Genomic DNA, 15,720 nt, shown 5'->3' with positions numbered 1-15,720 from the left:
TAAATAGAATATTATCATTATCTTAGCTAAGAAGATCTCGATGAAAAAACACGCTTTACCCATAGCCAAACTATCCCCCCTTAAACTAGCAGAGACTGGAATCGCTGTTTTTCATACTACGAACATATCGTCCACTCTTCTTTAATTGAGACACACCAGCTTATAGTTTTCTAACTGTTTACGATATGTCTCCAATGACAGATGATTTAAACTTTCATAAATTCTATCTTGGTTATAATCTTACAGCCAAAACTACACTAACTCTCTAACTTGGCTCAGCAATTTAAATAAATAGGCATTTAAAAACTAACAATAGAACGAGCCATTAAATCATTCAATAAAACTATTTTGTTGTGGTTTATCCAGTTGACTATGACACAGAACAGTTTGCTTTTCTTCGCTATAACTCGGTAAGTTAGCAGAAAGAGATTCAGGGCATTATCGACTCGAATATATTTCAGCCCTCTTTTTGTTTTTAAACGGTCAAGAACCTTGATAACTCACTCAGCTGGTAATGGTGCATCAATCTCAATAACAAAGTATTAACGAGCCACCTCATCAATAATATTGAGTATTCTTAGCCACTTACTTCAATACAAACTATTGAGTATAAGATCGAATACCCATTGATTATTCGAGATTTTTCAATCACTAGTGGTAGTTTAATGCCAAATAAGTCGAAGCGACTATCTTGGAAAAAGCTCAACAAATGCCCAAATTTAATTGACCACTACAGAGCATATAGATTTAAGGATCCACCTTTTATAAGTGCAAATCTGACTCATCAATTTCAAATTCTTTAATTTCTAGTTTTTCCATAATCTTAGGAAGGACTTGATGTATCAATCTCATCCCAACAAGTAACTCATTCATATAAATATCTGGATGTAATTTTCCGTCATTGAAGCCTAAACTTTGCGCTTCAGCTTCATGTCCTATTTCACTGTGATGTTTATACACAATATTTAATAGTTCAGATCTTAATGGGATTCTCTCTCTAAAAGCTCTTTCTTTGACAATATTAATCCATTGAATATATTCTTGATTGGTTTTATATCTGAATTGATTAAAATTTGGTGCGAAATCCATATCAACATCTATTTTTGACGCAGCCAAAAATATTAAGCAACTTTCAATGTTAATAGCTTCTGTATCATATAAATCTAATGCATCATCAAAGATTAGCTCTTCAATATATGCGGAATAGAAACCATATATATCATTCAAAGAAGAAAAAATATGCTTAATTAGCTTGGTATAATTATTTTCCTCAATAATACAAAAAAACTCATCACAACTAGCATCATCTTCTTCGTCATAATTTATTTCAAGTTCAGCAGGAAATTGATTCGGAATGCTAACTCCCATTTCTTTAAAAATTTGCATAATCTGCAAACTTAGAAAATCCGTATCCTCTTCTAGTGGAACTGTGACATATCCTGTCTCAGCATTTTCTTTTTCAAGCTCTGCAAGAGTTTGAATTAATCGATCCCATTTAACTGCGTCGTCATATTTTCCTACCATTAGTACCAATTCAGGAGATGTATCACCCAAATTAATTTTCTGACGAATGCGCCGATCCATATCTTCTGACATATATTCGCCTTTCTTCCATTTTGTTATCTGAGTTGGAGATACATCAAGATATTGAGCAAGTTCCTTTTGAGTCCATGACAACGTTTTAAGTGCTAAAGCAACCAGATGTTCACTATCCATAACCACCCCCAAAAATTTAGTAAATAAAAGTTATTTTTTACTAAATTATAGTGTGAGTAAAATAATTACAAGAAAAAAATGATATTGATGAATATTAGCGGGATTGAGATAACACATTTGTAATACGCAAAAAGCTCATGGTTCCGAAGAAGCGGTTTTACTCATAAACCAATATGAAAAGTACAATTAATTGACTAAAAATGATGGAAAAACTAAAAAGTGGCGGAAGATCACAGGAGTCGAACCTGCCCGGGACTGCTGGCAGCCCCAACTGGATTTGAAATCCAGCCGCCTCACCGGAGACGACGATCTTCCTCTATTTGGTAGGTGTTCGATTATAAACTGAATTATTTATTTTCCAAGGTATTGTAAGAACAACCATTCAAATTATTGATGCACGCCAATAATGCCGCACCATTCTCAAGAACTGATAACAAAAAGCACAAATGTGATATTGAGGTTTGTACAATTGCCCCCATATACTTATTCATGTCTACATACGGCGCGCTGATTTCAACATCACCCCGCCAACACTTTCATTGTCAGCACAGTAAGCCTTGGCTCCCGAGCGCAAGCCTGCATTCAAGGATGTTTTTTATGACAAACTCATTATTAGCCGATTCCGCATTACCCCGTTTTGAACATATTGAACCTGCACATATTTTCCCAGCAGTTGAACATGTTTTAGGTGAATATCGCCAAACCGTTGAAAATATTCTGGCGGCCAACAGCCACTATACTTGGGACAACCTGTGCCAACCATTAGAAGAAGCGAGCGATAAACTCTCCCGCGTTTGGTCCCCAGTGAGCCATCTGCATTCTGTTAAAAATAGCCCTGAACTGCGTGAAGCTTATGAACAATGCTTGCCATTACTGTCCGAATTCAGTACATGGATGGGACAACATGAGCCACTGTATCAAGCTTATAAATCCCTCAAAGAAGACGCTGGATTTAATCAATTAAGCCAAGCTAAACGTAAATCTATCGAAAACACCCTACGTGATTTTGAGCTATCCGGTATCGGTCTACCTGCTGAAAAGCAGCAACGTTATGGCGAAATCGTCGCACGTTTGTCGGAGATCGCCTCTAAGTTTGGTAATAACGTACTGGATTCGACAATGGGTTGGTCAAAACTCATTAAAGATGAAAACAAACTTGTGGGTATGCCAGAAAGCGCTATCGCCGCAGCAAAAGCGATGGCGGAATCTAAAGGTGAAGAAGGCTATTTACTGACTTTAGATATGCCAAGCTACCTGCCAGTCATGACCTATGCCGATAATGCAGAGCTGCGCCGCGAAATGAGCTATGCCTATAGCACTCGCGCCTCAGACCAAGGTCCAAACGCTGGGAAATGGGATAACAGCGAACTTATCGATGAGTTAATGGCGCTACGCCATGAACTGGCTCAACTGCTTGGTTTTAAAAACTTTGCCGAAAAATCCCTCGCCACCAAAATGGCAGAATCCCCTGAGCAAGTTTTAGGTTTCCTGAATGATTTAGCTAACCGCGCTCATCAGCAAGGTAAAGAGGAACTCGCCGAGCTTACCGCATTCGCGAAAGAAAATTATGGCGTTGAAACCCTCGAATCTTGGGATTTAGCCTATTACAGCGAAAAACAAAAACAGCATAAATTCTCACTTAATGATGAGCAATTACGCCCTTATTTCCCAGAGCAGCGCGTATTAAATGGTCTGTTTGAAGTCGTTCACCGTATTTATGGTTTAACGGCTAAAGAACGCCATGATGTTGAAACTTGGCACAATGATGTCCGTTTCTTCGAACTGTATGATGATACCAATACCCTGCGCGGTAGCTTCTATCTCGATTTATATGCTCGCGAGCACAAACGCGGCGGTGCATGGATGGATGATTGCGTGGGCCGCATGGTGCATAAAGATGGTGCGCTGCAAAATCCTGTGGCCTATTTAACTTGCAACTTTAATAAGCCGCTAGGGGATAAGCCTGCTTTATTTACCCACGATGAAGTTATCACCCTGTTCCACGAATTTGGTCATGGTCTGCACCATATGCTGACCCAGATTGATGTTGCCGATGTGGCGGGTATCAATGGGGTTCCATGGGATGCTGTTGAATTACCAAGCCAATTTATGGAGAACTGGTGCTGGGAACCTGAAGCCCTTGAGTTTATCTCTGGTCACTATGAAACTGGCGAACCCTTGCCAGCCGATATGCTACAAAGTATGTTAGCTGCGAAAAATTACCAGTCTGCAATGTTTGTACTGCGCCAGCTTGAGTTTGGTCTGTTTGATTTCACCTTACACGCAGAATATGACCCAGCAAAAGGCGCGCAAGTGATGCCAACGCTGTACGCCATCAAAGAAAAAGTTGCCGTGGTACCATCTCCGAAATGGGGACGCTTCCCGCACGCATTTAGCCACATTTTTGCCGGCGGCTACGCGGCGGGTTATTACAGCTATTTATGGGCGGATGTGTTGGCAGCCGATGCGTTCTCTCGCTTCTCTGAAGAAGGCATTTTTAATCGCCAAACTGGCCAGTCCTTCCTTGATAATATTTTAAGTCGCGGGGGTTCTGAAGCGCCTATGGTTCTGTTCGAGCGTTTCCGCGGTCGTAAACCAGAATTAGATGCGATGTTGAAGAGCTACGGTATTCATGGCTGAGAAGATTGCTATTCAATTAATCTGTGAAGAGGGTGCCGATATCGGCACTCTCAATCAACTTGCTGAAAAATGGCAACTCACTCACACGCCAGATGCCTTAATGGCGTTGGTGTTAACCCCCGAAAACCTGCAATTACGCAAAATGGATGAGCCAAAATTAGGCGGCATCTTTGTGGATTTTGTCTCAGGCGCGATGGCCCATCGCCGTAAATTTGGTGGTGGACGCGGTGAAGCGGTTGCTAAAGCGGTGGGGATCAAAAAAGAGTATCTACCCGATGTGATTGATGCGACTGCGGGTTTAGGCCGTGATGCTTTTGTACTGGCGGCTTTGGGCTGTAAAGTACAGATGTTAGAGCGCCATCCGGTGGTGGCTGCACTGCTTGATGATGGCTTACAACGCGGTTATCAAGACCCTGAAATAGGGGAATGGTTACAATCACGCATGTCTCTGATCCACGCATCGAGCATTACAGCATTAGCCGAAATTACTGAAGCGCCGGACGTGATTTACCTCGACCCGATGTACCCACATCGGCAAAAAAGTGCATTAGTGAAGAAAGAGATGCGGGTGTTTCAGTCATTGGTCGGGGCTGATGATGATGCAGATTCTTTACTGGCACCAGCCATTGCGCTGGCAAAACGCCGTGTTGTGGTTAAGCGACCTGATTACGCCGAACCGCTTGCGGGGCAAAAAGCACCCTCAGCAGTCACAACCAAAAGCCATCGATTCGATATCTATCCCTGCATTAAACACAGCGATTAAAACGTAACGGCGAAGGGCGTTTGTACGGTTTATCACAAATAACGTTGCTGACAAACTTGTACGACCGCCCTTTCGCTTACGTTTTGAGTAAAACCTTACACAACGCCTTGTGCAAACATAGCGTCAGCGACTTTGACAAAGCCAGCAATGTTCGCGCCTTGGACGTAGTTGGTTTGTTTGGCTTCGCCACCGAATTCAACACAGTGGTGGTGAATGTCCAACATGATGTGGTGTAGACGCGTATCCACTTTTTCTGCTTTCCAGCTTAAGCGTGCTGCGTTTTGTGCCATTTCCAGACCGGAAGTTGCAACACCGCCAGCATTAGCTGCTTTACCAGGAGCAAACAGAACACCTGCTTCAAGGAACAGCTCAGTTGCAGGAATAGTGGTTGGCATGTTTGCGCCTTCCGCGACAGCTTTAACACCGTTTTGGATCAGCACTTTAGCCGCTTCTACATCCAGTTCGTTCTGTGTTGCACATGGCAGTGCGATATCCACTGGAACGCCCCAAGGTTGTTTACCCGCTAAGTAAGTCAAACCAAACTCTTTCGCGTATTCTTCAACACGACCATAGTTATTTTTGATAGCTTCTAAGCGTGCTAATTTTTCAGGGGTGAAACCTGCTTCATCGACGACAGTACCACTAGAATCAGATGCAGTGATAACCTTCGCACCTAACTCCATACATTTTTCAATGGTGTACTGAGCTACGTTACCCGAACCTGAAACGGCCACTCGCATGCCTTCAAAGCCTAAACCGTGACGTTTGAGCATCGCATCAGTGAAGTAAACAAGACCGTAACCCGTTGCTTCTGGACGAATTAAGCTACCGCCAAATGACAGACCTTTACCGGTGAAAACGCAAGAGGTGTCATTAGACAGTTTTTTCATCATCCCAGTCATAAAGCCAACTTCACGACCGCCCACACCGATGTCACCAGCAGGAACGTCAGTATCCGCACCTAAGTGGCGATAAAGTTCTGTCATTAACGCTTGGCAGAAACGCATCACTTCACCGTGGCTTTTTCCTTTAGGATCAAAGTCAGAACCGCCTTTTGCGCCGCCCATTGGTAGGGTTGTGAGTGCATTTTTGAGGGTTTGTTCGAAACCTAAGAATTTCAGGATGGATAAGTTAACGGATGGGTGGAAACGCATGCCACCTTTGAATGGACCAATCGCAGAGCTAAATTGAACACGCCATGCACGGTTAACTTGTACCTTGCCTTGATCATCCATCCAACACACGCGGAACTGGATCACTCTTTCTGGCTCAACGAAGCGTTCGAGAAGTGCTTGGTCGCGATATTTTGAATTTTGTTCAATGAAAGGCCAAAGAGAAGTGAATACTTCACGCACTGCTTGTAGGAATTCAGGTTGTGAAGGGTCTCTTTTTTGGACAGACTCCAAGAATGAAGATAGTGTTTGCGCCATCTTTGTCTTCCTTTTTCAATGTGGATATTGTTGTGAGGAGCCTCACTATTTCTTATCTTTTTTTTTAGAAAATGTGAGGTCGATTTGTGTTTGCCTATTGAATATATCATTAGTTTATATTCTCAATTCAAGGTTTTTTTTTACTCATTTGAAAAAAAAATTGCTTGACCTGCCAATCACTCCCTTCAGACGATTATTTTGCTGCAAAAAAAACGCCTGCATAAGCAGGCGTTTTCAGTGAATAATATTTCAATTTATCGGTAATGAATTATTCTTCTTCGTCATTCAGTGGAACAATCAGCATATCCACATGAACAGTATTGATTAGCTGGCGAGCTGAAGACATCAGCTTGCTCCAGAAATCTTGGTGATGTCCGCAAACAACTAAGTCCATGTCGTATTTTTTGATAGCATCCACTAACACCTGACCTAAGTCACCGCTACCGCTAAGGGTTTCTTGGATGTCATAGCCCGCACCTGCGGAAAGATCTTTTAGTGAATTACGAGTTTCGTCAGTGATGCGCTGTTGCATATCACCTAAATTCACATCGATAAGACCGGTGTACAGATCCGAGTAATTAACATCAACATGGATCATGGATACTTTGGCTCCGTACGGTTTTGCCATAGAAACTGCTTTATCCAGTAAAACTTTACTTTCAGGTGATAAATCAACCGCGACAAGAATATGTTTATAAGCCATAAGTAAACTCCTTCCAAATGCTGATTTAACTGGTGGTTAACGACGTTCACCAATATCTTATGAATATACTATACCTGCTAAAAGCGATAACTAAGTGTCGTTTTGATCACATCTAGCAGATTAATTTTTAAGGATTAAAAGACAGAACATTTGATAAAACAATAACATCATTCATTCAATATTAATATATATCGGTTCAAAATTCGAATTACCGCAATGCCAGTAAGTGTAATCAACAATCTGTAAATTAACAGCTTATGATGCCCACTTTTTTGAAGTCAAAATTTGAACTATCTGCACTTTTTTTAAGCAATGAATTGTGTTTAAGTAACGACATGCCCTACAATGAAAATAAACGATGTTAGTGCAATATTTTGGCGGTATTTCCTTTAGTGACAACGGGGCAATTTAGGTTCGTTCTAAGGAGGGGATTATGTTCAGTGTAATTGCATTATTTTGGGCACTCTGCATTTTGTGTATCTTAAATATGATGCGCTATTTTTCTTCCATTCGCGTTTTATTATCTATTCTGAGGGATTCGGATCCCCTACTTTATCAATCCGTTGATGGTAATGGCTTTTTCACGACTCACGGCCAGCTGAACAAGCAATTACGCCTTGTCCGCTATATCAATACCAAACAGTACCTTGAGCACTACGATCCTGATGTGATATTCCGTTGTGAGCGTATTCGTAAGCAGTTTATGTTGATCAGCCGGTTAAGCATTTTAGTTGTTGTGAGTTTGGTCTATATGGTGATAGCCAATTAACCTCGCGTTTGTCATTCCCTTTATTCAAGGCAAAAAAATAGTGATGACCGGAAACCGATCATCACTATTTTAGAATGCTTATATTTAGCGTACTGATAAGTGTGTAGGAAGCCCCAATTGGGCTTCCTACCGCTGATTAGATAATCTTCAGCGCAATCCAGTACAGTACACCAGACAGAATGATGGAAACAGGAAGCGTCAGTAACCATGCAAGCGCAATGCTCTTAATGGTTTTACTCTGAACACCACCACCATCAACCACCATCGTACCCGCTACCGCAGAAGAGAGAACTTGGGTTGTTGAAACAGGCATACCTGTATAACTTGCCACACCGATAGATACTGCCGCAGTCACCTGAGCCGATACACCTTGTGCGTAAGTCATACCTTTCTTACCGATTTTCTCACCGATAGTCACAGCAACACGTTGCCAACCGAACATGGTACCCAGTGCCAATGCTAACGCAACAGCAACGATGATCCATAACGGTGCATACTCAACAGTATACAGCAGGTCATTACTCAGTTTTTTCAGTAAGCTCGCATCTTTCGCGCTAGTTTCTGGTAACTTCGCCACTGCATTCGCAGTATCGGAGATACACATTAACAGGCGACGAGTTTGGTTGCGCTGGTCAGGTGTTAACTCATCATAGCTCTGAATGCCGCTGAGCATCTTCTGAGCTTGATTTAAGATAATTGGCGTACGTGAACTGTCGCAATGGAACTCGCCTTCTTCTGGCTTGTTCTCCGCCATCATAGGCGTATTTTCAATTGCGTGGTTTAAGGCTGGTTTATGTGTTTCATAGTATTGTTGCAGATGAACCACCGCATCATGTGTTCTCGCGATATCATAACCGTTTGAATTCATGTTAACGACGAAGCCTGCTGGCGCAACACCAATTAACACCAGCATAATCAGACCGATACCTTTTTGCCCATCGTTCGCGCCGTGAGAGAAGCTCACGCCGACAGCAGACAGGATCAATGCAGTACGCGTCCAAAATGGTGGTTTACGCTTACCATCTTTCTTCTCACGCTCAGCTGGCGTTAAGTGAATACGGCGACGTTTTTTCGTTCCGCTCCAATAACGGCGTAACATGAAAATCATCAGCCCAGCAATCACAAAACCGATAGCCGGAGAAAGAATTAAGGACATGAAAATGCTGATCATTTTAGGAATATTCAGCGCATCAACCACCGATGTATCAGTCACTATCGCATTGGTTAAACCAACACCGATAATTGCACCGATCAGCGTATGAGAACTTGATGCTGGAATACCTAAATACCAGGTTCCAAGGTTCCAGATGATAGCAGCCAGTAGCAATGAAAAGACCATTGCAAGGCCGTGAGCAGAGCTCACATTAAGGAGAAGGTCTGTTGGTAAAAGATGAACAATGGCATACGCCACGCTCAGCCCTCCCAGCAAGACACCGAAAAAGTTAAATACCCCGGCCATGACAACCGCGAACTGAGCACGCATTGCTCGGGTGTATATCACCGTTGCGACCGCGTTAGCAGTATCATGGAATCCGTTAATCGCCTCATAGAACAGCACAAATAACAGTGCTAGAACTAACAATAGACCTGTGTAAAATTCTAAACCTGTAAAAAGATGTAGCATAGACGTTAAGCCATTATTGGTTGGACATGAACGCGGCGCATTATCAGTGACAAACGCTAGCGGTGGAAGCGAAATCTGACCTTTTTTTGATTTAAATACTAATCAAAAAACCATCAAATACAAACTATCCCTTTAATATCATTCAGTTACCATAATTAAAGTTATTCTGAATTTTTGAAACTTTTTTTATGATAATTTGTGAAAATCTGGGGGAAATAGTCTTTTTTCGCGATTCTTCCTAATTATAATACGTCTACCATACTTTTCATTAATTCTTCGATGATCCGCCGCATTACAACCTACGTTAAATCGCGTAAAATAGCGGCATACACAATCGTAATTACGATAAAAATCAAATATATATAGAGAACCCTAATTGTGAGAAATATTGACGTTATTATTTTAGGTGCAGGCGCGGCTGGATTATTTTGCGCTTCACTCGCGGGTAAGCGCGGTTTAAATACCCTTGTGCTGGATAACGGTAAAAAATTAGGGCGTAAAATTTTGATGTCCGGTGGCGGACGCTGTAATTTCACCAATATGTACGCCGATCACAATAACTATCTCTCGACTAACCCTCATTTCTGTAAGTCAGCACTTGCTCGCTATACACAATGGGATTTTATTGAGCTTGTTGGCAAATATCAGATTCCTTACCACGAAAAGACCCTAGGACAGTTATTTTGCGATAATAGTGCGCAAGATATCGTCGATATGCTGAAAAGTGAGTGCGATCAGCCCAATGTCACTATCAAGCTACGCAGTGAAGTCACCCAAGTAGACAAAACGGATGACGGATATGTTGTCACTGTAAACGGGGATCAAGTAAGTACTCGCTTACTGGTGGTCGCGACTGGCGGGCTTTCAATGCCAGGCTTAGGTGCAACTCCGTTTGGCTATCGCCTTGCCGAGCAATTTGGACACAGCATCATCCCTACCCGTGCTGCACTCGTTCCCTTTACCTTACACAAGCCTCTACTTGAAGCACTGCAAGCCCTTTCCGGAGTTTCCGTGGCGGCAACCGTCACATCCGCCAGCGGTGTGATATTTAAAGAAAATATCCTGTTCACTCACAGGGGGTTATCAGGCCCTGCGATTTTGCAAATTTCGAATTACTGGCAACCTGGCGAGTATGTGAGTATTAACTTACTTCCAGAGCTTTCATTGGGAGAATTTTTGACTAATGAGAAACAGCAACACCCTAACCAATCACTCAAAAATACCTTAGCGGTACTGCTACCTAAACGTTTAATCGAGATTTTACAACAACTTGGAAAGATTCCAGATTGCCCACTCAAACAACTCACCCACGCACAAATTGATGCTCTCGACGATTTATTGCATAACTGGCAAGTACAACCCAATGGCACAGAAGGCTATCGTACTGCGGAAGTGACCCTTGGCGGCGTTGATACCCATGACATTTCATCCAAAACCATGGAATCACTCAAGTCTTCTGGACTCTATTTTATTGGAGAAGTGATGGATGTGACAGGTTGGTTAGGGGGATACAATTTCCAATGGGCGTGGAGTTCCGCTTCTGCTTGCGCGGAAAACTTACCCCATCAAGCTTAATCGCGCACACTTTTATGAAATTATTTAATCCATTGAAAAATAATGGATATTATTTAATTTCAACCAAATCAGGCAGTTGAGCTGTGGGTTTAAATAAATCTAAAATTGGTTAAAAATAACCCTTTACAAACGATAGTGATAACTATTATCATTATCACATCTTCCGCAGGCGACTTACTTAGTCAGTCTCTTGTAGGAGGTACGACATTGCTCACATTGCTTCCAGTATTTACTTTAGCCAGCTTATGCTGGCTATTTTTTTATCTATACCTTGCCATTGATACACTTATTCTCATCCACCCAAACTTGTTCTTTCATACCGTAAATCATCTTGGTGATATCACCCAAAATCTTATTCAAATTTTTTGGATCCTATGGTTAATACCGCCTACTTTTCTCTTTCTGCAATTTGGTTAAACTGTCATCAACAAGTTAAGCAAGAGCCCAATGAAAATTGGCTATCCGCTTTAAGGAGATGACTCAATGATCTATTTACGCCAAGCAAATGAACGTGGACACGCAAACCACGGTTGGCTGGACAGTTGGCACACGTTCTCGTTCGCTAACTATTATGATGAAAAATTTATGGGTTTTTCAGCGTTAAGAGTCATCAATGAGGACTACATCGCTGCGGGACAAGGGTTTGGTACTCACCCTCATAAAGACATGGAAATATTGACCTACGTGCTGGATGGTGCTGTTGAGCACAAAGATAGCATGGGTAATATGGAACAGATCCCTGCGGGTGAATTCCAAATCATGAGCGCGGGAACAGGTGTTCGTCACTCTGAATACAACCCAAGCAATGAAAAAGAGCTGCGTTTATATCAAATCTGGATCATTCCAGATAAAAATGGCATCGAACCACGTTACGAGCAAAAACGCTTTGATTCGACAAGTGGTAAGCAATTGGTGTTATCACCGGATGCGCGCGATGGCTCGCTGAAAGTTAACCAAGACATGACCTTATGGCGCTGGGCATTGCCGGCTAATGAGCAAAGCACCTACGACATCGCAGAAAAACGCGTTATTTGGATCCAAGTCGTTAAAGGCAATATTGAAGTTAATGGGCAGAAAGCGACGGCTAGCGATGGTTTAGCCATTTGGCAAGAAAATCAGTTAACCATTAAAGCTGATGAAGAGAGTGAAATCTTAATTTTTGACTTGCCTGCTGCGGAATAACTTTTCAGGTAAGTAAACGCTAACACCAATGGGAAAGGCTCTACACCATGAAGTTATCTTCAATGGTTGTAGAGCCTTTTTTTATCTGAGCTACCCGAAATTACAGTTTAGGACCAGCTTTAACCAGTGCCGCACCTGCAGGAGTATCAGTGTACTTATCGAAGTTCTTCACGAAGCGATCCGCTAAGTCTTTAGATTTTTCATCCCACTGAGATTTATCAGCATAAGTATTACGTGGGTCAAGGATATTGGTATCCACACCCGGTAATGCTGTTGGGACTTCTAAATCAAACACTGGCAGCTTGATGGTATCCGCTTTTTCGATATCGCCACTTAAGATTGCATCGATGATTGCACGCGTATCTTTAATAGAGATACGTTTGCCCGTACCGTTCCAGCCTGTATTGACCAAGTATGCTTTCGCGCCTGCTGCTTCCATACGCTTCACTAACACTTCCGCGTATTGCGTTGGGTGCAGAGATAAGAACGCTGCGCCGAAACATGCAGAGAATGTTGGAGTTGGTTCAGTCACACCACGCTCTGTACCGGCTAACTTCGCCGTGAAACCAGACAGGAAGTGGTACTGAGTTTGCTCTGGTGTTAAGCGAGAAACTGGTGGTAACACACCGAATGCATCTGCCGTCAGGAAGATAACTTTTGTCGCATGGCCCGCTTTAGAAACTGGTTTTACGATATTTTCGATGTGGTAGATAGGGTAAGAAACACGCGTGTTCTCAGTTTTAGAACCGTCATTGAAATCAACGGAACCGTCAGCCAATACCATGACGTTTTCTAATAACGCATCACGTTTGATTGCGCCATAGATGTCTGGCTCAGCTTCTTTAGACAGGTTGATAGTCTTCGCGTAGCAGCCGCCTTCGAAGTTGAATACGCCGTCATCATCCCAACCGTGCTCATCATCACCAATTAACTTACGTTTTGGATCGGTAGACAGTGTGGTTTTACCTGTACCAGACAGGCCGAAGAAAATCGCAACGTCGCCTTCTTCACCGACGTTTGCAGAGCAGTGCATTGATGCGATACCTTTTAATGGCAGCAGGTAGTTCATCATAGAGAACATACCTTTCTTCATTTCGCCGCCGTACCAAGAACCGCCGATTAACTGCATACGCTCAGTTAAGTTGAAAGCAACAAAGTTTTCTGAGTTCAGACCTTGCTCTTTCCAATTCGGGTTAGTGCATTTTGCACCGTTCATCACGATAAAGTCTGGTTCAAAACCAACTAACTCTTCATCAGATGGACGAATGAACATGTTTTTCACGAAGTGAGCTTGCCATGCAACCTCAGTGATAAAACGGACTTTCAGACGAGTATCTGCGTTCGCACCACAGAATGCATCTACAACAAACAAACGTTTGCCTGATAGCTGCTCAGTCACTAAGTGTTTCAGGCTGCTCCAAACCTCTTGGGTCATTGGTTTGTTATCGTTTTTACCTTTACCTTGGTCAGCCCACCAAACGGTATCACGGGTTACATCGTCACGAACGATATATTTATCTTTTGGGGAACGTCCTGTAAAAATACCGGTATCAACAGCAACAGCACCTAATGTAGTGACGGTACCGCGTTCATAACCTTCAAGACCTGGCTTGGTTTCTTCCTGAAATAACAGCTCATAACTTGGGTTATAAACAACTTCAGCGACGTCATGAATGCCGTACTTTTCGAGATCCTTCAGGGTAATGCTTTTAGCGCTCATTATATTGCTCCTGGTAAACATAGCTATTCTGCCGACGATCATAAATCTTTACGACTAATTAACAGCGATAGTTATCAAAGAATTGAAAATGTATAATTTTTTTTAATTCATAATGAGACTTAGAGCACGTTATAATCCTTTAAAATTATAAAAAAAGGGTGCAAAATTGCACCCTCGTCACATAATTAGGTTGCTAAATCGTATCAGTGAAGTTGCTGATTTCGCTCATTATTTAACCCGATGATATCGGATTCAATAAATACATAGTGTGAGCCACAATATTCACACTCCATATCAATTTTCCCATCTTTGTGCAAAATATCCATAACATCTTCATGGGTTAATGTCACTAAAGACGCTTCACAACGTTCCCGTGAACAAGTGCAACGGAACTCAACAGATTGTGGGTCATACAGCGTGACATCCTCTTCATGATACAGACGATGAAGTACCTCTTTCACGTCTAATTCGCTTAGCTCTTTGCCTTTGATAGTCGCAGTCAGTTGCACTAAGTGATCAAAAAACTCATGGCTAGTCTCTCCTGCCGCAGGTAAAACTTGCAGCAACATCCCGCCAGCAATTGCTTTGCCATCTTGTTCACTAACACGGATAAACAAGCGAGTTGGTAACTGTTCAGATTGGCGGAAATAGGCATCAATGCTCTCTTCAATGCTGTTACCTTCAATCGCCACAATTCCTTGATAACGCTCACCTTTTTTTGGTGTAATCGTGATGACAATGAATCCGTTACCAATCATTTGCTGTAACGTACTTCCCGCGACAACAGGGCCATCAACACGTGCAACACCGCGCATTTGTTGTAGGTTATTACCGTTAATCACGGCTAACTTAACAGGGCCATCACCTTGGATTTGAACAGTAATATCACCATCAAATTTTAAAGTAGCTGTCAGAAGACTGGTTGCAACCAGCAGTTCGCCCAGCAGCATTTTGACGGCTTCTGGGTAATCATGATTTTCTAGAATATGATGAAAAGTCTCATCGACAGTAATCATTTCTCCACGTACCGCATGCTGTTCGAACAGGAAACGGTGGAGTTGGTCTTGTTTAGCCATAATTTCTCTCTATTACTCAGGCAGTCTATTAAGACGATTCATGGGAATTCGTGTGTTTAAATTTTAGCAGAGTCCGACGCTCTTTTTTATCGGGACGTCTGTCAGGATGTGGCATCGTGAGTGCATTCATCTTACGTGCCATCGCCATCTTTTCACGTTGTTCAAGGCTTTCTACGGTTTCACGGTAGAGTAACTGAGCTTCTGGTGCACCTTTACGTTGGTTGCTGATCTCTAGCACTTCGACAATCCGCTCATCATTTCCTTGACGCACTTTTATCATTGCGCCTAGCTCAACAATTTTGCCCGGCTTACTTCTTTGCCCATTATAATGGACTTTTCCGCCATCAATCATCTCACGAGCAATTGAACGTGTTTTATAAAAACGTGCAACCCATAGCCATTTATCAAGGCGAACTTGTTCAGCGGATGATGTCTTTGTTGAAGATTGATTTGTCGATAACGGCTTCATGGTACCTCCTCACACTTAGTTTGAATGCCAAACCAAAATGAGGCTCCATGGTC

At 42.4% G+C, this 15,720-nt stretch carries 12 protein-coding genes and 1 tRNA gene; 5 read left to right on the top strand and 8 right to left on the bottom strand.

The genetic code is table 11. The features are described from left to right. Positions 1–762 precede the first annotated feature (762 nt). Together LDO73_RS00530 and LDO73_RS00525 are read right to left on the bottom strand one after the other, a co-directional pair. Positions 763–1,716, bottom strand: coding sequence for a helix-turn-helix domain-containing protein (locus LDO73_RS00530; RefSeq protein WP_224059720.1), 954 nt, complete (start codon positions 1,714–1,716; stop codon positions 763–765). Between the two features lie 220 nt (positions 1,717–1,936). Further along, a tRNA-Sec gene (locus LDO73_RS00525) sits at positions 1,937–2,031 on the bottom strand. A 282-nt stretch (positions 2,032–2,313) separates the two neighbouring features. On the opposite strand from LDO73_RS00525, the gene prlC reads away from it, so the two are divergent. Continuing rightward, complete coding sequence (gene prlC / locus LDO73_RS00520) at positions 2,314–4,356, top strand: oligopeptidase A (RefSeq protein WP_224059719.1); 2,043 nt, start codon at positions 2,314–2,316, stop codon at positions 4,354–4,356. After that, positions 4,349–5,119: a 16S rRNA (guanine(1516)-N(2))-methyltransferase RsmJ gene (rsmJ, locus tag LDO73_RS00515; protein WP_224059718.1), complete on the top strand. Its 771-nt coding sequence runs from the start codon at positions 4,349–4,351 to the stop codon at positions 5,117–5,119. The genes prlC and rsmJ overlap by 8 nt, the downstream gene beginning before the upstream one ends. A 95-nt stretch (positions 5,120–5,214) precedes the next feature. Here rsmJ and gdhA read toward each other — a convergent pair whose 3' ends face one another. Together gdhA and uspA are read right to left on the bottom strand one after the other, a co-directional pair. After that, a complete protein-coding gene (gene gdhA, locus LDO73_RS00510; protein WP_006663503.1) occupies positions 5,215–6,549 on the bottom strand; it encodes an NADP-specific glutamate dehydrogenase in 1,335 nt (444 codons plus the stop codon). 268 nt (positions 6,550–6,817) lie between these two features. After that, positions 6,818–7,252, bottom strand: a complete 435-nt coding sequence (gene uspA / locus LDO73_RS00505) for a universal stress protein UspA (RefSeq protein WP_006657449.1) — start codon at positions 7,250–7,252, stop codon at positions 6,818–6,820. A gap of 433 nt (positions 7,253–7,685) precedes the next feature. On the opposite strand from uspA, the gene uspB reads away from it, so the two are divergent. Beyond that, positions 7,686–8,021, top strand: coding sequence for a universal stress protein UspB (gene uspB, locus LDO73_RS00500; RefSeq protein ID WP_036950083.1), 336 nt, complete (start codon positions 7,686–7,688; stop codon positions 8,019–8,021). A 136-nt stretch (positions 8,022–8,157) separates the two neighbouring features. On the opposite strand, the gene pitA is transcribed toward uspB, so the two are convergent. Next, entirely contained in the window at positions 8,158–9,645 is a 1,488-nt protein-coding gene (gene pitA / locus LDO73_RS00495; protein WP_036950148.1) for an inorganic phosphate transporter PitA, read from the bottom strand. A gap of 378 nt (positions 9,646–10,023) precedes the next feature. On the opposite strand from pitA, the gene LDO73_RS00490 reads away from it, so the two are divergent. Then, positions 10,024–11,220, top strand: a complete 1,197-nt coding sequence (locus tag LDO73_RS00490; protein ID WP_224059717.1) for an NAD(P)/FAD-dependent oxidoreductase — start codon at positions 10,024–10,026, stop codon at positions 11,218–11,220. 483 nt (positions 11,221–11,703) lie between these two features. Then, complete coding sequence (locus LDO73_RS00485) at positions 11,704–12,402, top strand: pirin family protein (protein WP_224059716.1); 699 nt, start codon at positions 11,704–11,706, stop codon at positions 12,400–12,402. Between the two features lie 100 nt (positions 12,403–12,502). Here the strand turns inward: LDO73_RS00485 and pckA are convergent, their stop codons facing one another. The 3 genes from pckA to hslR all read right to left on the bottom strand — a co-directional run bounded on the left by pckA (position 12,503) and on the right by hslR (position 15,667). Beyond that, on the bottom strand, positions 12,503–14,122 hold the full coding sequence (gene pckA / locus LDO73_RS00480) for a phosphoenolpyruvate carboxykinase (ATP) (protein ID WP_224059715.1): 1,620 nt from the start codon (positions 14,120–14,122) through the stop codon (positions 12,503–12,505). 203 nt (positions 14,123–14,325) lie between these two features. Further along, positions 14,326–15,198 (bottom strand): Hsp33 family molecular chaperone HslO, encoded by an 873-nt coding sequence (hslO, locus tag LDO73_RS00475; RefSeq protein WP_224059714.1) that lies wholly within the window; start codon positions 15,196–15,198, stop codon positions 14,326–14,328. Between the two features lie 28 nt (positions 15,199–15,226). Continuing rightward, positions 15,227–15,667 carry a ribosome-associated heat shock protein Hsp15 gene (gene hslR / locus LDO73_RS00470; RefSeq protein ID WP_224059713.1) on the bottom strand — a complete coding sequence of 147 codons (441 nt, stop codon included), beginning with the start codon at positions 15,665–15,667 and terminating at the stop codon, positions 15,227–15,229. Positions 15,668–15,720: the final 53 nt, after the last annotated feature.

The sequence above is a fragment of the Providencia alcalifaciens genome, assembly GCF_915403165.1.
Taxonomy (GTDB): Bacteria; Pseudomonadota; Gammaproteobacteria; order Enterobacterales; family Enterobacteriaceae; genus Providencia; species Providencia alcalifaciens_C.
Note: the sequence above shows the minus strand (reverse complement) of the source record. Positions and strands in the feature narration are given on the sequence as shown.

Bases quoted from the DNA above. Each gene is read 5' to 3' on its own strand.
- pitA (WP_036950148.1), bottom strand. From the start codon at position 9,645: ATGCTACATCTTTTTACAGGTTTAGAATTTTACACAGGTCTATTGTTA.
- hslO (WP_224059714.1), bottom strand. From the start codon at position 15,198: ATGGCTAAACAAGACCAACTCCACCGTTTCCTGTTCGAACAGCATGCG.
- LDO73_RS00530 (WP_224059720.1), bottom strand. From the start codon at position 1,716: ATGGATAGTGAACATCTGGTTGCTTTAGCACTTAAAACGTTGTCATGG.
- prlC (WP_224059719.1), top strand. From the start codon at position 2,314: ATGACAAACTCATTATTAGCCGATTCCGCATTACCCCGTTTTGAACAT.
- pckA (WP_224059715.1), bottom strand. From the start codon at position 14,122: ATGAGCGCTAAAAGCATTACCCTGAAGGATCTCGAAAAGTACGGCATT.
- uspA (WP_006657449.1), bottom strand. From the start codon at position 7,252: ATGGCTTATAAACATATTCTTGTCGCGGTTGATTTATCACCTGAAAGT.
- uspB (WP_036950083.1), top strand. From the start codon at position 7,686: ATGTTCAGTGTAATTGCATTATTTTGGGCACTCTGCATTTTGTGTATC.
- hslR (WP_224059713.1), bottom strand. From the start codon at position 15,667: ATGAAGCCGTTATCGACAAATCAATCTTCAACAAAGACATCATCCGCT.
- rsmJ (WP_224059718.1), top strand. From the start codon at position 4,349: ATGGCTGAGAAGATTGCTATTCAATTAATCTGTGAAGAGGGTGCCGAT.
- LDO73_RS00485 (WP_224059716.1), top strand. From the start codon at position 11,704: ATGATCTATTTACGCCAAGCAAATGAACGTGGACACGCAAACCACGGT.
- gdhA (WP_006663503.1), bottom strand. From the start codon at position 6,549: ATGGCGCAAACACTATCTTCATTCTTGGAGTCTGTCCAAAAAAGAGAC.